Source organism: Moritella yayanosii (assembly GCF_900465055.1).
Lineage (GTDB): Bacteria > Pseudomonadota > Gammaproteobacteria > Enterobacterales > Moritellaceae > Moritella > Moritella yayanosii.
The window spans coordinates 3,133,003-3,152,075 of record NZ_LS483250.1; the positions used below are offsets into that span (position 1 = coordinate 3,133,003).

Below are 19,073 nucleotides of genomic sequence, written 5' to 3' on the forward strand. Positions count from 1 at the left end.
CAAGTGGCTAACATTCATGACTATGCACTAATTATAGTCGCTTTTGCTGATAATTATTAATGTGTAGCTATTCGCCCAAGGTCGTTATCGGCTTTTCACAATAAACATTCTGATGATCACAGTGGCAACAACACAGGTGAGGGCAATGGTACTGATTGAGGCAATGCCGACAGTATCAGAAAAAAGATCGCTTAAAAGTTTAGTCCAAATTTCCATCGTGTTAATCCTCTGTCAGTCATTAAACCGTATTATGTGAGTAAGTATATTAGTTACTTATTTATGGGTAATGATAGCAAGTTAAACAACCAACAAACTGATCCAGATCAGTGAATGGTTTGTTACGGTTATGTTATTTTCAAACTGTGATAGCGATGAGTTTTTGCATTCTTATCTGGCTTGGGTATAATGCCCGTCCGCCTCCTTTCACTTGAAAACGGCGGCTACAATTTACATGGGTTCCCTTACCCCATGAATTTAACTAAAAAGGTTTATTATGCGTGAATTAACTGCAATGCAGACGCGTCAAGCGTTGATCTGTCTCTCTTGTTTTCATATTTTAGTGATCTCAGCGAGCAACTATCTAGTCCAACTGCCAATTAATATATTTGGTTTCCACACCACGTGGGGAGCATTTACTTTTCCGTTTATCTTTTTAGCGACCGATCTGACTATTCGAGTATTTGGTGCTGGTATGGCGAAACGCATTATTGCGCAAGTTATGCTACCGGCATTGTTGGTCTCGTATGCGTTATCTGTGGTGTTCTTTGAAGGTAGTTATCAGGGATTTGCCGGTTTAAGCGAGTTTAATCGTTTTGTTGGCCGTATTGCGCTGGCAAGCTTTTTGGCTTATTTATTCGGACAGGCACTTGATATTGTTGTTTTTAATCGTTTAAGACAATTAAAAAAATGGTGGGTTGCACCGGTATTATCAACAGTATTTGGTAATCTCATTGATACTATCATTTTCTTCACCGTGGCATTTTATCAAAGTACCGATCCGTTTATGGCGGCTAACTGGGTTGAAATTGCGACGGTTGATTATGGATTTAAACTGCTGATTAGTTTGATAATATTCTTACCACTTTATGGTGTGTTATTAACCAAACTGGCAGGTGTTATTACATTCCAAGCGAATATAACTGCAAATACTCAGCTGCAAAATTGAGTTAATACAACTTAGTTTTGCTCGAGGGCGAAAGGCGCTAAACTAATTCACCGATAAGTGAAAAGTTTAGCGCCTTTTTGTTTTAGTACAGTATTGTATTCGTAGTTTAAGGTATAATCGCGAGGTTTGAGATTTTACGCTTTTAATTTACACGCAATTGAGGTGCCGAATGGCAATAGCCGTGGGTTTATATGATGATATTCGTCCTTTTAATGATGACGAAATAGCAAGTGTTGTAGAACGCTTAGTTAACGATAACGAATTTATTACTGCGATCGCGCATTTTCAGTTTCCGCGCTTGATCAAGCATTTTAGCTGGGTGATATTCCCAATGATCCGCATGGCTCTGCGCCGTAAATGTCGCCACATCACCAGTGTGAGTGACATTCAGCACGAAGTGATCGCTTATATGAAAAAAATGATTGCGAACACCACCACTCAGGTTACCTTTAACGGGACTGAGAAGTTGGACCAAGATAAAAACTACTTATTTATTTCTAATCACCGTGATATTGCCATGGATCCGGCATTTTTAAACTGGGCCTTACATCACAATGGTTTTGATACTGTGCGTATTGCGATTGGTGATAATTTATTGAAAAAGCCATTTGTATCAGACTTGATGCGTTTAAATAAAAGTTTCATCGTCAAACGTTCAGTCAAGGGTGTACGTGAAATGATGACCGCATTTAAGTCATTATCGGGTTATATTGCGCATTCAATACAAACGGAGCAACAGTCGATTTGGATTGCCCAAAAAGAAGGTCGTGCTAAAGATGGCAATGACCAAACTGACCCTGCGATTTTAAAAATGATGTATATGCATGGTAAGGGCCAAAAAATTAGCTTTCCAGAATACATGAAATCATTAAACATTGTGCCAGTGACTATCTCTTATGAATACGATCCAAACGATGCGGCGAAAGCCAATGAGCTTTGTCAATTAGCAACAACTGGTGAGTATAATAAAGCTGAATTTGAAGACATCGACAGTATCGTGAAAGGCATTAACGGTTTTAAAGGTCACGTTAATATTACTTTTGGTGACGTCATTGTCGATGATATTGCTGATGCGAATGAATTGGCTGAGCGTATCGATCAAACGATAGATAAGAATTATTACCTGCATGCGACTAATTTATTAGCCGCCGAGCAATTACATGCAACTGCGGCCTATATACAAGCGGCAAGTCGCGTGTCTGCAGAGCAGCGGGCTAAATTTGCTGCACACTTACAAGCAATACCGGCTGCGTTACATGCCACAGTGCTTGCTGCTTATGCTAAGTCAGTCGAAAAACAGTTAGGAAAATAATCATAATCAGAGATAGCCTCAGGTTATCTCTGATTAAAATATTTTTCGTAGTCCTAAATTAAATCCCAATGCATTAACCTCAGTGGTGATAGCAATATCGGTAAATTGATAGTCTAAGCGAAATGGTCAATACCTGACGTTGTAGATACAGAGAAGGTACCGTTACAGGCAATATTGTTATTATCCGCAAAAATTTACCTATAAAAACAATTATTTTGTTAATAACACTTGCAAACGGTAATGAGAATGATTAGTATTAACTTGTTCTTCAGGAAGTTAGTATTTATTTCGGTAGGACAAGACATTGCTCACATTGCTTCCGGGTTAATTTTAATCCATTACTCCTTGCAGGGTAAACCGAATTTTTTCGGGCCGGTAGATCAAACTTCTTATCCCTCGATAATAGAGAAGTTTGATTGATACCGGCTTTTTATTTTCTGCAGCTTTATAATTTCAACTCTTCTGTATTAACGCGCTATTCTCGATTATCCGCATCGCTTTACGCCGTCAGGTATTCTGTGTTTCAGTCTTTGAACATGATACTTATATGAGGCTTTTTAATTTTTGTGATGAATTTCAATTATTTTGGTGTTATATAAATAAACACTTGCCAACGCAAATGAGAATCGTTATTATTAACTTGTTCTTCAGGAAGTTAGTATTTATTTCGGTAGGACAAGACATTGCTCACATTGCTTCCGGGTTAATTTTAATCCATTACTCCTTGCAGGGTAAACCGAATTTTTTCGGGCCGGTAGATCAAACTTCTTATCCCTCGATAACAGAGAAGTTTGATTGATACCGGCTTTTTATTTTCTGCAATAAATCATTCTTTATTAACATAAATCAAACATTCCAATACTTATCTAGTGTATTATTTTTAATCAGCATGACTTCTTTTTACACATAAATACCGTGGTGTAAGATTCTTTTCCACATATTCTAAAATCGTGAAATAACTTTTGATCTTACGCGTTATTTGTGTAAGTGGTTGTTATTAAATGATTTTTAGTTGTAGACATTAAGATCTTTACAGATTTTCTATTTTTTTGATCGTCATTGTTAACAGAGTTATCCACAGTTAGATCAAGATCTATGATCGAGTGGTTAAGATCTGATCGCGAGATATATTTTAATCATCAACATAGCGTGAATTAGCGGCTTGTGGCATGCTTAGTCTATCCATCATTTAATTCATTGAGTTTAATTTTTATGTCTACGATCCCTAACAATCCCCTTGTGCTTGTCGATGGCTCTTCGTATCTGTTTCGTGCTTTCTATTCGCCTCCGCATTTAACCAATGCTGAAGGTATGGCAACGGGCGCTGTGTATGGTGTCGTTAACATGTTAAAGAGTTTATTAACCCAGTTTGACCCTAGCCATATCGCGGTGATCTTCGATGCCAAAGGTCCGACCTTCCGTAATGAAATGTACCCAGAATATAAAGCTAATCGTCCACCGATGCCGGATGATCTCCGTTGTCAGATCGAGCCTGTGCATAACGCTGTTAAAGCACTGGGTTTACCGCTGATCTGTATTTCGGGTGTGGAAGCCGATGATGTGATCGGTACGATCGCTAAACAAGCCAGTGCCGCAGGTCGGGCTGTATTGATCAGTACCGGCGATAAAGATATGGCGCAGTTGGTTGATGAGAATGTCACGTTGATCAACACCATGACGGATACGGTGTTAGATCCACAAGGCGTTGAAGAAAAATTTGGTGTGCCGCCAGAGTTGATCATTGATCTGTTAGCACTCATGGGGGATACGGCCGATAATATACCGGGTGTACCGGGTGTCGGCGAAAAAACCGCATTAGGTCTATTGCAGGGATTGGGTAGTATTAAGGATATCTACAAAAACTTAGAGGGTATTGCCCCTTTAGGTTTCCGTGGTTCGAAAACGCTGGCTAAAAAGATGATCGAACATCAAGACAGTGCTGAAATGTCTTATGCATTAGCCACGATCAAACTCGATGTTGAAACTGGTGTAACCCTTGATGATCTGGCGATCGCAGAAACAGATACCGATGCATTGGCTGAGTTATACCAGCAGATGGGCTTTAAACGTTGGTTAGCGGCGTTATTAGATGGTGCTGATGCAACTAAACATGTGTATGCGGGTAAAGCAGCAAAAGCGAGTTCAGCGGCAAGTGAGTCTGGCCGTGATGACGTTGTTGCGCCTTGCACAATCGATCGCAGCAACTACGAAACTATTTTAACCCAAGCAGATTTTGATCGTTGGTTAGAGAAGTTACAAAAAGCCGATCTGTTTGCACTGGATATTGAAACCACCAGTCTTAATTATATACAAGCTGAGTTAGTGGGTCTGTCATTTGCCGTTGCAGAAGGCGAAGCCGCTTATTTACCGGTTGCCCATGATTATTTAGATGCACCAGAGCAATTAGATCGTGACCATGTATTAGCGTCATTAAAAACATTGCTTGAAGACAGTAATGCCAAAAAAGTTGGTCAAAATTTAAAATACGACAAATCAGTGTTAGCAAACTACGGCATTAACTTAGCGGGTATTGCGTATGACACCATGATTGAATCGTACGTTTATAACAGTATCGCCACGCGTCATGATATGGACAGTTTAGCGGATAAATACTTAGGTCATAAAACCATTAGCTTTGAAGATATCGCCGGTAAAGGTAAAAAACAATTAACCTTTAACCAGATTGAATTAGAGCAAGCTGCACCGTATGCAGCAGAAAATGCCGATGTGACGTTACGTTTACACCATGTATTGTGGAAGAAAATTGAAGCAGAGCCAACATTAGTGGCGTTGTTTAACGAGGTTGAATTACCACTAGTAAGTATTTTATCAACTGTTGAACGCCAAGGTGTATTGATTGATAAATCAAAACTCGATGCGCAAAGTGTTGAACTAGGTTCTCGCATGCTAGAGCTGGAAGCGCAAGCCCACGAAATTGCCGAGCAACCATTTAACCTGAGTTCGCCAAAACAACTGCAAGAAATTCTGTTTGTGAAAATGGAATTGCCAGTGATCAAGAAAACGCCAAAAGGTGCCGCGTCGACAGCCGAAGACGTGTTACAAGAACTGGCACTAAATTATCCATTACCAAAAATCATCTTAGAATACCGCAGTTTAAGTAAACTAAAATCAACCTATACCGACAAACTACCCACCTTGATTGAAGAAAAAACCGGTCGGGTGCATACCTCTTATCACCAAGCGGTTACTGCGACAGGGCGTTTATCATCAAGCGATCCAAATCTACAGAACATTCCTGTGCGTGCGGGGGAAGGTCGACGTATCCGTCAGGCATTTATTCCAGAAGCGGGTTATAAATATGTGGCAGTGGATTACAGCCAAATTGAATTACGTATTATGGCACATTTATCCCAAGATAAAGGGCTGCTAACGGCGTTCTCGGAAGGTAAAGATATTCACCGCGCAACAGCAGCGGAAGTATTCTCTGTTGAGCTTGATGCAGTCACCAGTGATCAACGTCGTAGTGCCAAAGCGATTAACTTCGGGCTTATTTATGGCATGAGTGCATTCGGCTTAGGTCGTCAGTTAAACATCCCTCAAAAAGAAGCCAAGCAATATATGATGCGCTATTTCGAGCGTTACCCAGGTGTATTAACCTACATGGACGAAACGCGTAAAGTGGCTAAAGATAAGGGTTACGTTGAAACGTTATTAGGCCGACGTTTATATCTACCAGAAATTAACGCGCGTAATAAAATGCGCCAAATGGCGGCTGAACGTGCGGCGATCAACGCACCAATGCAAGGTACCGCCTCTGACATTATCAAAAAAGCGATGATTAATGTTGCCGGTTGGATGGAGACTGTAGAAACAGATTCTATTCGTATGCTTATGCAGGTGCACGATGAATTAGTCTTCGAAATTAAAGAAGAACATGTTGAAGCTTATGTTGTGAAGATTAAAGAACTGATGGCGGCGGCAATGTCGTTAGATGTACCACTGCTTGCTGAAGCGGGCGTGGGTAATAACTGGGATGAAGCGCATTAATGTCTAATGCAGCGCTGATTAAACGCTAATCGACTCCAATTATTAAATTAAGCAGGAAATTAAAACCAGTCTTAGGGCTGGTTTTGTTGTTTTTATACATAAAACAACGCTCCAGGTGCGCTCTGTCACAAAAAATGTAACTAAATAACGTATTTTACTTTCGGTGGAAATAAGTTTGCCGTATATTAGTGGGGTAGGGTATAGAGGTTCGAAATTATATTTCAAATCTTTTGTTTCAAATTGAATTTATTATTCATCGCCACGTCACGTTTTGACGAGGCGTTTTTTTTGCCTAAAATTCAGAGTTCGAACTAGTCTTCGTTATCGTCGTCACTGGTAATGCCTGTTGCTGGTTCTAAAGCATACCATTCGCATAGTTTGTTTTTCAGTACATCGATGCCGGTATGTTTCAATGATGAGAAGGGTGCTACTGTGACGTCACCACCAAATTCTTTTACGGCTTCTTTTACTTCTTTAACGGTTTTACTGCGCACGCCTTGTTTTAACTTATCTGCTTTGGTTAATAGCGCCATCACCGGGATATCAGAGTCGATTGCCCACAGAATTAATTGTTTATCCAGATCTTTTAATGGGTGACGAATATCCATTAATACCACGATGCCTTTTAATGACTGGCGTTTTTGTAGGTACTCACCTAAGGCTTTCTGCCATTTTTTCTTTACTTCAAAAGGTACTTTAGCAAAACCGTAACCGGGTAAATCGATGAGGCGTTTGCCTTCTTCGATTTCAAAGACATTGATAAGTTGTGTACGGCCAGGGGTTTTACTGGTTCTCGCTAAGCTTTTTTGGCGTGTTAGCGTGTTCAATGCACTTGATTTTCCTGCATTAGATCGCCCAGCGAAAGCAATTTCAATGCCCGAATCATCTGTTAGGTGACTAATGTCTGGCGCACTAATCCTAAATGCAGCGTTTTCGAAGTGTATCTTTTTGTTATTCAATCTAATATCTCTCATTGAAATTGTGTTAAATGATTACTTTTTTTTGAAAATGTGTAAAATAGTCAAATAGAATAATAATAAGTGTAACATGTCACGCCGTGACATGGGATCGGAAGCTGAAAATAACAAGTGGAATGCTATGAAAAGTCTTGTCTTATCTTTTGCAATGTTAATCGGATTAATGGGTACCGCTCAAGCTGCAGGGGATGCAGCTGCGGGTGAAGCTATTTCCGCTACATGTGCTGCGTGTCATGGTGCTGATGGTAATAGTCCAGCCAGTATCTATCCTAAATTAGCGGGGCAAAATGCGTCGTACATTGTTAAGCAGTTGAAAGATTTTCAACTGGCGATGCAAACCGGTGGAGAACAGGGTCGTAATGATCCAACCATGATGGGTATGTCGGCAATGTTAACTGAACAAAACATCCAGGATCTGGCGGCGTTTTACGCGTCGAAAACCATGAAACCTGAAGAAACACCTGAAGACGTGGTTGCTGCTGGTGAATTATTGTACCGTGGTGGCGATATCGAACGTGGCATTACGGCTTGTGCCGCATGTCATGGCCCTCGTGGTAATGGCAGTGAAACGGCTAAGTTCCCGAAAATATCTAGCCAACATGCCGATTATATTAAAGCGCAACTAGAGAAATTTAGTAGCCAAGAACGTGCAAATGACCTAAACGGCATGATGCATGATATCGCATATAAAATGAAACCAGCAGATATGGAAATGATTTCTAAATATCTAGGTGGTCTTCACTAATCATGTTTGTTTAGTGAATTCATTTTAATATCGTCAAAAACTCAGCTTCGGCTGAGTTTTTTATTTTTATCTTATCTAAATTATCTTTTTTCTTCCTTGCTTTTTTGGTAGTCTGCGCTCACTTAAAGAATTGCCTACTTATGTCCTTAATAAAGATCGGTAAATTGACTATCTTTAAATAAGGCGAAATACGATACCCGCTAATTAGCAATGTTGTAAACAAGCTTATTGTGCACCTTGTTATTAGACAGATTTAAAACAGAGAAAACTATGACTCGTAAAAGAAAAGAACGTTCAGGCGGCCCGTTGGCTATTGCTAAATCAGATCGTAAAAAACGTGAAACCAATACCCAAGCGGTAGAAGCACGCAAGCACAAACGTTTAAAAAAGCGTAAAGGTTTAGTATCAGGTAATAAAACCACTGAAGCTGTAAAAGGCAAAAAAGGCACGGGTGGTTCACGTAAGTCTGGCGATCCAAGAGTGGGCAGTAAAGCACCGATTCAATTGCTAACGACACCGACACCAGTTGCACAACCTGCGATTATTAAAGTGAAACAACCTAAAGCTGAAGTTAAGCCTGTGGCACCAGTATTAACGTTTGAGCAAGAGCTTGATAAGTTAGAAAATGATGCACGCTTAAGTGGTCTATTGCTCCGTTTAGATAACAATGAAGTGTTAAATAGTGATGATCAAGATTATGTCGATCAAGGTGTGGAACGTCATCAATTCTTACTTGAAGAACTTGGTTATGCTGATGATGAAGAGTTTGAAGAAGATTACGACGAAGATGAGTGGGATGAAGAGATGATGGCAGAACTTGATGCTAAAGCACTGCACACTAATCATGAAAAATTATCGGAAGATGAGTTATATGAACGCTTCTTAGCAACAGAGAAGATGTTAAAGAATAACGACGCTGAGGGCTAATAATGCAAGCGAGTTGGATGATATTAATCGGCATAGGATGCCTGATCATTCTGGCATTAGCAGTGTATGCAGGACGTTTACTGTATCGTGTGAAAGCACAACAAGTGCAGCAGCTTAAGCAACAAAACGAAGCCATTGCTGCCCGTAAAGTCCGTATCACTGAAAGTGTACAGATCATTGCCAAAGCAATGGGACGTGAAGAATGTGATCTGTCAGAAGGCGCGATTCGTATTAGTAAGTTACTGGCGGCTATTCCAGCTGCTAAACCTGTGGATCTGACGCAGCAATATCCTGATTTACATGCATTTTATGACAAAATAAAACATATGCCGATCATGGATGCTCGCAGTGAATTATCAAAAAAAGCCCGTATGCAATTCGACTTAGATCGTTTTCGTTTTGAAGGCGAATATGCAGAACGTGTGCAACAAGACGTAGCACGTTTAACGACGTTTGAATGTAAATGAATAACGGTGTTAATCGTTAATATTATGATGTAAGACAAACAGCATGATGTTTATTTTCGGCATACTGCCGTAAGTTGTCTTAGGGGTTGAATATGCTAAATCAAAAATTAGTCTGGGATCAGGCTATGATCGAAAAATATAATTACAGTGGTCCAAGATATACATCTTATCCAACTGCGTTGGAATTTGATGAGTCTTTTGGTTATCAAGACTTTCGCTTTGCTTGTGATGAGTCGCCCGATAAGCCGTTGTCATTATACGTGCATATTCCTTTCTGCCATAAGCTTTGTTATTACTGTGGTTGTAACAAGGTTATTACTCGCCATCAGCATAAAGCCGATCAGTACCTTGATGTACTCGAGGCCGAGATCAAACAACAAGCACCGTTTTTCAAAAATCGTAATGTATCGCAATTACATTGGGGTGGTGGTACGCCAACATTTTTAACGCAGCCACAAATTCAGCGTTTGATTGATGTGTTACGTGACAGTTTTAATTTTGATGATGATGCTGAAATTTCGATTGAAGTTGATCCGCGTGAAATTGAACTGAGTACTATCGATTTATTAGCGGAAGTTGGCTTTAATCGTTTAAGTTTGGGTGTGCAAGATTTTGATAAAAAAGTGCAAGTCGCAGTAAACCGTGAGCAGGATGAAGAATTGATTTTCGCGATCATCAAACGGGCACATGAACTCGGCTTTAAATCGACCAATATTGATTTAATATATGGCTTGCCACATCAAACCAAAGCCACCTTTCATAAAACCTTAGAGCGTGTACTGGATTTAGATCCAGCCCGGTTAACTGTGTTTAATTATGCGCATTTACCAAGCTTGTTTGCTGGTCAGCGTAAAATGAAAGAAGAAGATATGCCATCACCGACAGAGCGTTTAGCGATCTTAGAAGATTCAATAGCATTTTTAACTGACAACGGTTATCAATTTATCGGTATGGATCATTTTGCAAAACCGGATGATGAGCTAGCGGTTGCCCAGCGTAAAGGTATATTACACCGTAACTTCCAAGGTTATACGACGCAAGGTGAAAGTGACTTATTGGGTTTAGGTGTATCATCAATTAGCCAAATTGGTAATGCCTATTCGCAAAACCAAAAAGAGCTGAAAAAATATTATAAGCAAGTGGACGAACTTGGTCATGCGCAATGGCGTGGCGTTGGTTTGAATGAAGATGACTCTATACGTCGTGCTGTGATCAAGCAATTGATGTGTAATTTTGAGCTGGATATGGACAAGATTGCAGAGACATTCAACCTTAATTTTGCCACTTACTTTGCTGAAGACATGAAGTTATTACAAACTTTCATTAACGATGAACTGGTTATTATTGAAGGTAATATGCTACAAGTAGCACCGAAAGGTAAACTATTGATCCGAAATATTTGTATGTGTTTCGATGTGTACTTACGTCAACGTGCACGTCAGCAACAGTTTTCTCGTGTGATCTAATGTTGTCGAAAGATATGCGTTAATATGAAGGTACCTGAGGGTGCCTTTTTTAATGGTGCTTACTGTAAATTAGTATGCCAGATTTTCTGACTATAAAGTTAGTATTCATCAATTGATTTAATAGAAGATTAATATACATAACTTGGTATGTATGTAATATTGCTCTTCAGTTATGTCATTTTATATTACTTATCAGAATATAAAAGATCACAAAATATGGAAAACGTGCCTATGAAAGCGATAGTCGTTGATATTGACGATACGGTGTTAGACTTTGGTTCTCGGTTACGTGAGTTTGTTAATCATCAATATGATAAGCAAGTGACAGGCAAGCCATTAGCATGGGACCTATGCGAATGGTTGGGTATTAAAGAAGGCCAGGATGTTACAATATTAAAAGAGTTTGCATCTAGCTGGCAATTTGGTGCATTGGACGCATTGCCTGGCGCATCTCGGATCTTGACTAAGTTAATACAAGAAGGTTATGACATTTTCTGTATTACCGCGTGTAGTCGTGATCCCCAAGTCGAAGCGCTGCGTCGTGCAAACATGTACCATTGCTTTGGTAATATTTTTCAAGACATTTTCTTTGTTGAATTTGGTGAGTCAAAAGCCACTTACTTAAATAAAATTAAAGAAACACACGAGATCCATGCTTTTGTTGATGATAAATATGCCAATCTAGTGGATGCGAAAAATGCCGGTGTTGAACACTGCATTATGATTAAACAACCGCATAACAAAGTGTTTAGAGATAAAATCACTTGTGCGCACGATTGGTATGAGATTTCTTATATCATTCAAACATGGCATGATAAAACATGGTCGGTGCAGTAAGCTAAACTTGTTATTAGTGATGAAGCTCTCGGATATGCTATGTATTTGAGTTTTTCGATTTGTAGTTTTAATTAGTACTTATGACTTTCAGGTGAAAGTGGTACTATCTGTTTAATTAGGTAACTTAAATTGTGTGGGATATGAGCAATCATGCAGCAACGACATACTGATATTATTAATCTTGTAAATGAAAAGGGACGTGCATCTGTTGGCGAAATGTCGAATAAGTTGGGTGTTTCAGAGGTTACGATCCGTCATGATCTGAACAAGTTAGAAAAAGAAGGTTTCATCCGTCGTGTTCATGGCGGTGCTACACCACATAATACCGATAACGTGTCTCATCGTATTACGGTCAATTATGAGCACAAGCGTAAAATGGCGATTTGTGCAGCAAGCCTTGTTGAACATGGTGAAACAGTGATGATCGAAGGCGGTAGTGCGAACGCATTATTGGCCAAAGAATTAGGTAAACGTAGTGACGTTACTATTATTACACCAAGTAGTTACATTGCGCATTTAATGAAAGAAACCGATGTTAAGATCATCGTGTTAGGTGGTCTTTACCAACATGAAAGTGAAAGCATGGTGGGCACCTTGACGCGCCTTTGTATTAAGCATACTCACTTCACCAAAGCTTTCTTAGGCATCGATGGTCTGCATCCAAATACTGGCTTTACCAGTCGTAATATGATGCGTGCTGATGTCGGTGTGGCTATCTTAGAGAAAGGTGCACAAAATATTGTGATCACGGACTCTTCTAAATTTGGTCAAGTTCACAATACGCCATTATATCAATTCGATCAGGTTGATATGGTCATTACTGATGAAGATGCGTCGTTAGAATATGTAAATCTATTAGAAAAACATAACATTAAAGTCGTAAAATAATGCTCATCTACGGCTGATTAAAGCTATGTGTTATGTTATATTATAACACCTGTTTACTGACCTCGTGTTGATATCATGTCTGTACTTTTATTTCTGAGCATTGCGACGCTTTTCCTTGGCCCTTATTTATGTAAATTTGTCGGCTCTAAATCTGATCGCTTTGCTTTCTTTGATAGTTTTATCTTCGTTTCCATTGGCGGTTTGGTGTTATTCCATATCTTGCCGGAATTATTGGAAACTGGGGGTATTGCCGTTCTTGGACTCATGCTAGTTGGCTTATTTGGCCCTGGTATGGTGGAAAAAGTATTTCATAAAGTCGCCAAACAAACCCATTCGATTACCTTGATATTAGGCGTATTCGGTCTCGTCTTACACGCGCTCACCGATGGTGGTGCGCTGGCTATTGAAGAGGATCAAACGGCTTATTTATTAGCAATCGGTGTGGTACTGCATCGCTTTCCCGTTGGCCTTACCGTATGGTGGCTGTTACGTCCGCATTATGGCAGAGCGTTACCGCTAGCGGTATTAACGGCGATGTCAGTGGCAACGGTTGCTGGTACTTGGCTAGGTGGAGAACTGATTGCACATGATAGTGGTAACTGGTTGATCTGGTTCCAAGCGTTAGTGATGGGCTCTATTTTACATGTGGTATTTCACCAGCCGTATAAACAGGAATACGGTAAAGAAACTCAACGCGACAAATTTGCCGCTGGTACCGGGAGTTTAATTGGCGCTGCTTGTTTGTTGGCTGTGTTACTGCCACATTGGCTAGGTTATGCGCCACATGATCACGATTCGGAAGACGTGGCCATATCACAAACGACCATATCACAAATAACGGTTTCATCTGAATTACACGCTGATGACCTTGCGGGACAAGCACACGGTAGTGAAACGGCAGAGACCTTACTCCGCTTTGTGAGTTTGTCGTTACATGCTGCACCGGCATTATTAGTCGCTTACCTCCTGACGTGGCTGATTAACTTTGTGAAACCAGCGTTCAACATGGTGGGTCAATTACGCAGTACAAGTTCAGTGGTTGGGGCATTAAAAGGCACCTTAATCGGGTTACCCCTGCCGATTTGTATTCCGGATGCCTCGGGTATGTATAAACAATTGATTAAAGCGGGTTGTGGTTCTGCATTAGCCGTTTCGTTCTTGGTGGCATCACCTGTGCTTGGGTTTGATGCATTACTTATTTCACTGCCGTTATTAGGCGTTGAATGGGTTGGTATTCGTTTAGTGATGGCGATTATTTTAGCTGTGACGCTGGGATTATTGATTGGGTTATTGTTTAAAAAACATGATCTAAACACCGACACGAGTGCCACACCAGAACAGTTAAAACAATCAACATCGCGCTTGAAGCATGCCTTTGAACACGGTTTCACCCATTTAATTGATCACACCGCGCCTTGGGTGTTGTTTGGATTAATTGCCGCGGCCACATTTACCCCGACAATTGGTTGGCAATTCTTACAGCAAGCACCTTGGTTGCAAGTGGTGCTCGCCATTATGATTGCATTACCCTTCCATTTCTGTGCCACGGGTATTACCCCGGTATTAGCGATTATGCTCATTGCCGGCGTATCACCTGGTGCAGTTGTGGCCTTCAGTCTCGTTGGACCGACACTTAACCTCGATTTGTATCGCTTTATTAAAGATAATCAAGGTAAGCACATCGCAGTCGCAGTGGTGATGGCTATTGTTACTGTCGCCTTGTTATTGGGTCTGGGTATTATGTATTGGGTACCTGAATTACCTAAACCTTGGTTAACGCTAGCACCGCATTGGCAAGATGATTGGTGGCGCTATGTCAGTTTAGTGATTGTCACCGTGTTATTCGCGATTAGTCTTTTACGTCGAGGTGCGCGTAGCTTTATGCTGGAGTTAGTACCGCATAGTTTTAGACGTGCCAAACCACATCACCATTAGATTATAATATCAATCGTATTACTACGGGCGTTACGTCGACAGCTGATCCGACGCTCGTAACGGGAGCAATAATTTAATTTACGTTGCCGTCGCTCACAGCCGTGACGTTGCTCCATGATGAACTCACCTGCTATTTCTATCGTGTCGATGGTATTGATTTCTTTATTTACAGCGTCTTGCTTTACGTCCATGCTTGGCCTACTTGTTATGCTATAGAAATAGCGCTTTGTTAACGCTTTATTTTATGTATTAACTTCAAGCTTTCTGATTTTATATTTGCAAGATTAAATCAGTTCTGGTTTACTAAGATTAGTATAATTAAGTGTAAATTTAGTACCAATTATGGGTGAGTTTTGTATGACGGATAAGGATATTTGTATGCAAAAGCATAAAAGGTTATGTAATGCCAAAAAAGTGAGTGCTGTATTAACCCAAGATGAACTCAATTTATTACAGGAAGTGATTGATAGTCAGGATAATGATGAGCATCACGATGTTTTTATATCGCATATATCTAAACAGATGCTGAGCCGATTGACTGACTCTGACGATATTGCACTGGTGACATCGAATCACCAGGAAGAGTTTCGTTTTCCCTTATATCTGGTGAGTGATGGTTTTCATGGTGAGCTAAAAGAGTTAGGACCACCGGATATTATTGATCATAACGGTAGTGAAGGACGTTACTGGCGGTTAGCCGATCCGCGAGGGGTAAAAATATTTGACCCACAAGGTGAAACATTACTTGGCGCGGTGATGAATATCTCAACGTCGGGTTTGTTTGTGTTGTGCAGTGCGCAACAATTTTCGTCGTTCGACTTTAATTTAAAGGATGGCGATAACCTGCGCTTTTATTTAAAGATCCCACAGCGTGGTTTTCATTTTGTTGAAGCCAGAGTCGTGCGGATTGAAAATGAACATAATAATGGTAAAGGGCTGGCGCTAAAATTTGATATCAACAATGAACTGGAGTTGATATTGCATGATTATATTATTGAACGCCATGATTCATCGAATGAATCAGACTAGCTGTTAATTGCCGTCAATTAACAGCTATTAGAAGGATTATAGCCCTATCTCATCTGCACATGCTTTTGCTGATGATGACGGGGCTCATTAACGTTATCTATTCAGTATATAAATTAATTGATATCGAGTTCTTTTAGCTTACGGGTGAGGGTATTGCGTCCCCATCCCAGTAATTTTGCGGCATCTTGTTTATGACCCTGGGTATACTCCAATGCCGTCTGTAACATGATACGCTCAAAATCGGGCATTGCCTCTGCAAGAATGTCGCGGTGCCCTGAAGCGAATTGTTGTGCTGTCCAGGTTTTTAATTGACTACGCCAATCGCCTTGTTGAGCCCCGCCAAGATTGTTGAGTTTAGTCGGTTGTTCATTGGTGATCTCCGGCGGTAAGTCAGCAATGAATATTTCTTGGCCGCTGGCCATCACGGTTAGCCAACGGCAAATATTTTCGAGTTGGCGGACGTTACCGGACCAATGGTGATTGGTTAAGTAAGTTTCTGCTTCTTTACTGAGTATTTTAGTTTCGACACCGAGTTCTTTACCTGCACTGATCAAAAAATGATTGGCCAATTTAGGTATATCTTCACGACGTTCATTGAGTGACGGAATATGGATACGAATGACATTTAAACGATGAAATAAATCTTCACGAAAACTACCATCAGCCACTTTCTGTTCTAAATTTTGGTGCGTGGCGGCAATGATTCGCACATCGACACTCACTGGCGAATGACCACCGACACGGTAAAATTGACCATCCGACAATACCCGCAGCAGCCGAGTTTGAATATCAATCGGCATATCACCGATCTCATCTAAAAATAGTGTGCCACCATTGGCTTGCTCAAAACGGCCATTACGCACACCCGTGGCACCGGTAAATGCGCCTTTTTCATGGCCAAAGAGTTCTGATTCAATTAAATCTTTGGGGATAGCCGCCATGTTTAAAGCAATGAATTCGTTGTTTACGCGTGGGCTGTGTTTGTGTAACGCTTGTGCGACAAGCTCTTTACCCGTGCCAGATTCACCATTAATTAACACACTGATGGATGAACGCGATAACCGACCAATAGCCCGGAATACTTCCTGCATGGCTGGTGCTTCACCTATGATTTCAGGCACGGGTTCCACTTTATTATTTTTTCGGCGATTTTTGCTTTGTTCTCTGGCGTGAGTCACGGCGCGGGTGGCTAAGGAAACTGCTTCATCAATATCAAATGGTTTTGGCAGGTATTCAAATGCACCGGCCTTGTAAGCGCTCACGGCACTGTCGAGATCGGAGTGCGCAGTCATAATGATAATCGGCAGATCCGGATGAGTAGCGTGCACTTTAGCCATTAACTCTAGTCCGCTCATTTTGGGCATGCGGATATCAGAAATAATAATATCTGGTTGTTCGAATTCGAGTTTGTTTAATAAGGCATGTGCATCACTGAACACAGAGGTTTCAAACTGTTGTGACTTTAATGCTTTATCGAGAACCCAGCGGATTGAACTATCGTCGTCGACAATCCAAATTGTAGATGTTGTCATAGTCTAATCCTTTATTTTCTTAGTGGCAGATAAATGGAAAATTCGGTATGACCAGGCCAGCTATGGCACTCAATTTTACCTTTGTGTTGTTTAATCAAGTTTTGAGCGATAGAAAGACCAAGTCCGGTGCCACCTTCACGTGCAGTGACCATCGGGTAGAACAGGGTATCTTTAATGTGTTCAGGAATACCAGGCCCGTCATCGATGATTTTTATTTCGGCACATAAGCGATATTTCTGGCCTTGAATATTCACTTGATGCGCTGTTCGAGTAATAATTTTGATGGTGCCATGCTCTTTCAGTATTTGAATGGCATTGCTAATGATATTCAGTAGTGCTTGCTGTAATAAGTCTGGTTCCATCTCAAAATCAGGGATGGATGGATCGTAATCGCGTTCGATAATAATGCCAGGTGGTAAATCAAATTCGACTAATTGTTTTACTTTTTCAATCACGGAGTGAATATTTAAAATAGTTTGTTTACCGGGTTTTTGTGGTCCTAATAAACGGTCAACAAGGCTCCGTAATCGGTCGGCTTGCTCGATGATAATACTGGTATATTCTTTTAATTCAGCGGTGGGTAATTCTTTTTCTAATAATTGCGCCGCACCACGTAATCCCCCTAATGGATTTTTAATTTCATGGGCGAGACCACGAACTAGCTCTTGCGCTGCTTGTTGTTGTACATGTTGATAAAGCTCCTGGCTGATTTTCTTTTGTAAGTCGATTTGTCTGGCTTCAATTAAAATACAGGTTTCTGGACCAAAGTTAGTCAAGGTTGCTGATATTTCAACTAATAGCTGACGATCGTCAATCACTAGTGATACTTCGTTGTCTGTAAAGCCTTGCCCGGTTTTTATCATGCTTGCCAGTAACGAAGGGTCTAAGCTTGTGTGTTTAATAATGTCGGTTATCTTAACATCCAATATTCGACTAGCACTGGAGCCTAACAGTTGTTCACCTGCAGGATTAATATATTTAATATGCAGTTTATGATCGAGTACAAACACCGAAGAGACGAGGTTATTCAGTAATGATTGTTGGGGTTCAGGGATCATTATCATGGTACTTCCTTATTAGGATCAATATCCCATAACCGAACGCACCGATTTGGTGCTAACTCTAAAATATTACTGTACAGCGTGATAAAATTAAAGCAATAATGAGTTAGTTGGCCTTAAAACGATGCAAATAAACAGTAATTAACTCTGATGATGCAATTACCTTGCCTAAATTGTTAATTATTTGTAGCTGTAATGTATGTGTACCTACGGGTATATGACGGACCTTAAATTGGTTGTCTATTTGTTCGCTATGGATCACGCCATCAATTAATAAGCGAATATTTAAACCGTAGGTTAGCGTGGCACTGAGTGTTGCAGATACGGTTATCTCACCGCTATTGCTGCGTAAGGTTTGTTGATCGATAGGGCTGTTAATACTAACGCCAATCGGTATTAAAAGCATGTCAGTATTACTTGTATTTGCAGCACTTGCTGCTGGTGTTCTTGATTGAATCAGTGATGCTATAGACGGCGGTGTGAGTTTCACATCAATTTCTGTGGCAGATTCAGGTTTACTTTCGTTATCAGAAAAATGGGTGATACCTTGTTCATCAGTCCATTGATAAATAGCGGCGACACTGGCATGGCTTGTGAGTATTAATATTAATAACATAACGTGTTGCATAGCGACATCCTGTCTGTTTTTATTGATTTATATGGTTATTCTCACCTAGTTACATGAAATTAACAAATAAAAAACCCGCTAAATAGCGGGTTTTTT

17 protein-coding genes are annotated in these 19,073 nt (G+C 40.4%); 11 read left to right on the forward strand and 6 right to left on the reverse strand.

Annotated features, from left to right (window positions below):
- Positions 1–84 precede the first annotated feature (84 nt).
- On the reverse strand, positions 85–216 hold the full coding sequence (locus tag MORIYA_RS14530; protein WP_112716238.1) for a DUF3149 domain-containing protein: 132 nt from the start codon (positions 214–216) through the stop codon (positions 85–87).
- A 277-nt stretch (positions 217–493) separates the two neighbouring features.
- On the opposite strand from MORIYA_RS14530, the gene MORIYA_RS14535 reads away from it, so the two are divergent.
- The 3 genes from MORIYA_RS14535 to polA all read left to right on the forward strand — a co-directional run bounded on the left by MORIYA_RS14535 (position 494) and on the right by polA (position 6,485).
- Complete coding sequence (locus tag MORIYA_RS14535) at positions 494–1,165, forward strand: 7-cyano-7-deazaguanine/7-aminomethyl-7-deazaguanine transporter (RefSeq protein WP_112716240.1); 672 nt, start codon at positions 494–496, stop codon at positions 1,163–1,165.
- Between the two features lie 169 nt (positions 1,166–1,334).
- On the forward strand, positions 1,335–2,477 hold the full coding sequence (locus MORIYA_RS14540) for a 1-acyl-sn-glycerol-3-phosphate acyltransferase (protein WP_112716242.1): 1,143 nt from the start codon (positions 1,335–1,337) through the stop codon (positions 2,475–2,477).
- A gap of 1,212 nt (positions 2,478–3,689) precedes the next feature.
- Positions 3,690–6,485, forward strand: a complete 2,796-nt coding sequence (gene polA, locus MORIYA_RS14545) for a DNA polymerase I (RefSeq protein ID WP_112716244.1) — start codon at positions 3,690–3,692, stop codon at positions 6,483–6,485.
- 311 nt (positions 6,486–6,796) lie between these two features.
- Here the strand turns inward: polA and yihA are convergent, their stop codons facing one another.
- Complete coding sequence (gene yihA, locus MORIYA_RS14550) at positions 6,797–7,444, reverse strand: ribosome biogenesis GTP-binding protein YihA/YsxC (RefSeq protein WP_197713389.1); 648 nt, start codon at positions 7,442–7,444, stop codon at positions 6,797–6,799.
- A gap of 139 nt (positions 7,445–7,583) precedes the next feature.
- Between yihA and MORIYA_RS14555 the strand changes: the two genes are divergently transcribed.
- From MORIYA_RS14555 to MORIYA_RS14585, 7 genes are all read left to right on the forward strand, one after another.
- Positions 7,584–8,207: a c-type cytochrome gene (locus tag MORIYA_RS14555; protein WP_197713390.1), complete on the forward strand. Its 624-nt coding sequence runs from the start codon at positions 7,584–7,586 to the stop codon at positions 8,205–8,207.
- Positions 8,208–8,477: 270 nt separating this feature from the next.
- A complete protein-coding gene (gene yihI, locus MORIYA_RS14560) occupies positions 8,478–9,134 on the forward strand; it encodes a Der GTPase-activating protein YihI (RefSeq protein WP_112716250.1) in 657 nt (218 codons plus the stop codon).
- Between the two features lie 2 nt (positions 9,135–9,136).
- The gene (locus MORIYA_RS14565) at positions 9,137–9,601 is read left to right on the forward strand and encodes a DUF2489 domain-containing protein (RefSeq protein ID WP_112716252.1); all 465 of its coding nucleotides are present in this window, start codon (positions 9,137–9,139) and stop codon (positions 9,599–9,601) included.
- 92 nt (positions 9,602–9,693) lie between these two features.
- Complete coding sequence (hemN, locus tag MORIYA_RS14570) at positions 9,694–11,067, forward strand: oxygen-independent coproporphyrinogen III oxidase (RefSeq protein WP_112716254.1); 1,374 nt, start codon at positions 9,694–9,696, stop codon at positions 11,065–11,067.
- Between the two features lie 147 nt (positions 11,068–11,214).
- Positions 11,215–11,904 (forward strand): 5' nucleotidase, NT5C type, encoded by a 690-nt coding sequence (locus MORIYA_RS14575; protein WP_112716256.1) that lies wholly within the window; start codon positions 11,215–11,217, stop codon positions 11,902–11,904.
- Positions 11,905–12,054: 150 nt separating this feature from the next.
- Positions 12,055–12,792 (forward strand): DeoR/GlpR family DNA-binding transcription regulator, encoded by a 738-nt coding sequence (locus tag MORIYA_RS14580; protein WP_112716258.1) that lies wholly within the window; start codon positions 12,055–12,057, stop codon positions 12,790–12,792.
- 75 nt (positions 12,793–12,867) lie between these two features.
- A complete protein-coding gene (locus MORIYA_RS14585) occupies positions 12,868–14,727 on the forward strand; it encodes a permease (RefSeq protein WP_112716260.1) in 1,860 nt (619 codons plus the stop codon).
- Here the strand turns inward: MORIYA_RS14585 and MORIYA_RS14590 are convergent.
- Positions 14,724–14,918 carry a hypothetical protein gene (locus MORIYA_RS14590; RefSeq protein WP_112716262.1) on the reverse strand — a complete coding sequence of 65 codons (195 nt, stop codon included), beginning with the start codon at positions 14,916–14,918 and terminating at the stop codon, positions 14,724–14,726. The genes MORIYA_RS14585 and MORIYA_RS14590 overlap by 4 nt on opposite strands.
- A gap of 187 nt (positions 14,919–15,105) precedes the next feature.
- On the opposite strand from MORIYA_RS14590, the gene MORIYA_RS14595 reads away from it, so the two are divergent.
- A complete protein-coding gene (locus tag MORIYA_RS14595; RefSeq protein WP_112716264.1) occupies positions 15,106–15,756 on the forward strand; it encodes a PilZ domain-containing protein in 651 nt (216 codons plus the stop codon).
- 113 nt (positions 15,757–15,869) lie between these two features.
- On the opposite strand, the gene glnG is transcribed toward MORIYA_RS14595, so the two are convergent.
- The 3 genes from glnG to MORIYA_RS14610 all read right to left on the reverse strand — a co-directional run bounded on the left by glnG (position 15,870) and on the right by MORIYA_RS14610 (position 18,977).
- Complete coding sequence (glnG, locus tag MORIYA_RS14600) at positions 15,870–17,288, reverse strand: nitrogen regulation protein NR(I) (protein WP_112716266.1); 1,419 nt, start codon at positions 17,286–17,288, stop codon at positions 15,870–15,872.
- An 11-nt stretch (positions 17,289–17,299) separates the two neighbouring features.
- Positions 17,300–18,352: a nitrogen regulation protein NR(II) gene (gene glnL / locus MORIYA_RS14605; RefSeq protein ID WP_112716268.1), complete on the reverse strand. Its 1,053-nt coding sequence runs from the start codon at positions 18,350–18,352 to the stop codon at positions 17,300–17,302.
- 103 nt (positions 18,353–18,455) lie between these two features.
- Positions 18,456–18,977, reverse strand: a complete 522-nt coding sequence (locus MORIYA_RS14610) for a DUF4124 domain-containing protein (protein ID WP_112716270.1) — start codon at positions 18,975–18,977, stop codon at positions 18,456–18,458.
- Between the last annotated feature and the right edge of the window lie 96 nt (positions 18,978–19,073).

What these genes read in the sequence shown, in the direction of transcription:
- MORIYA_RS14530 (WP_112716238.1), bottom strand. Translation starts at nt 216, where the DNA reads ATGGAAATTTGGACTAAACTTTTAAGCGATCTTTTTTCTGATACTGTC.
- MORIYA_RS14535 (WP_112716240.1), top strand. Translation starts at nt 494, where the DNA reads ATGCGTGAATTAACTGCAATGCAGACGCGTCAAGCGTTGATCTGTCTC.
- MORIYA_RS14540 (WP_112716242.1), top strand. Translation starts at nt 1,335, where the DNA reads ATGGCAATAGCCGTGGGTTTATATGATGATATTCGTCCTTTTAATGAT.
- polA (WP_112716244.1), top strand. Translation starts at nt 3,690, where the DNA reads ATGTCTACGATCCCTAACAATCCCCTTGTGCTTGTCGATGGCTCTTCG.
- MORIYA_RS14555 (WP_197713390.1), top strand. Translation starts at nt 7,584, where the DNA reads ATGAAAAGTCTTGTCTTATCTTTTGCAATGTTAATCGGATTAATGGGT.
- yihI (WP_112716250.1), top strand. Translation starts at nt 8,478, where the DNA reads ATGACTCGTAAAAGAAAAGAACGTTCAGGCGGCCCGTTGGCTATTGCT.
- MORIYA_RS14565 (WP_112716252.1), top strand. Translation starts at nt 9,137, where the DNA reads ATGCAAGCGAGTTGGATGATATTAATCGGCATAGGATGCCTGATCATT.
- hemN (WP_112716254.1), top strand. Translation starts at nt 9,694, where the DNA reads ATGCTAAATCAAAAATTAGTCTGGGATCAGGCTATGATCGAAAAATAT.
- MORIYA_RS14575 (WP_112716256.1), top strand. Translation starts at nt 11,215, where the DNA reads ATGTATGTAATATTGCTCTTCAGTTATGTCATTTTATATTACTTATCA.
- MORIYA_RS14580 (WP_112716258.1), top strand. Translation starts at nt 12,055, where the DNA reads ATGCAGCAACGACATACTGATATTATTAATCTTGTAAATGAAAAGGGA.
- MORIYA_RS14585 (WP_112716260.1), top strand. Translation starts at nt 12,868, where the DNA reads ATGTCTGTACTTTTATTTCTGAGCATTGCGACGCTTTTCCTTGGCCCT.
- MORIYA_RS14590 (WP_112716262.1), bottom strand. Translation starts at nt 14,918, where the DNA reads ATGGACGTAAAGCAAGACGCTGTAAATAAAGAAATCAATACCATCGAC.
- MORIYA_RS14595 (WP_112716264.1), top strand. Translation starts at nt 15,106, where the DNA reads ATGCAAAAGCATAAAAGGTTATGTAATGCCAAAAAAGTGAGTGCTGTA.
- glnG (WP_112716266.1), bottom strand. Translation starts at nt 17,288, where the DNA reads ATGACAACATCTACAATTTGGATTGTCGACGACGATAGTTCAATCCGC.
- glnL (WP_112716268.1), bottom strand. Translation starts at nt 18,352, where the DNA reads ATGATAATGATCCCTGAACCCCAACAATCATTACTGAATAACCTCGTC.
- MORIYA_RS14610 (WP_112716270.1), bottom strand. Translation starts at nt 18,977, where the DNA reads ATGCAACACGTTATGTTATTAATATTAATACTCACAAGCCATGCCAGT.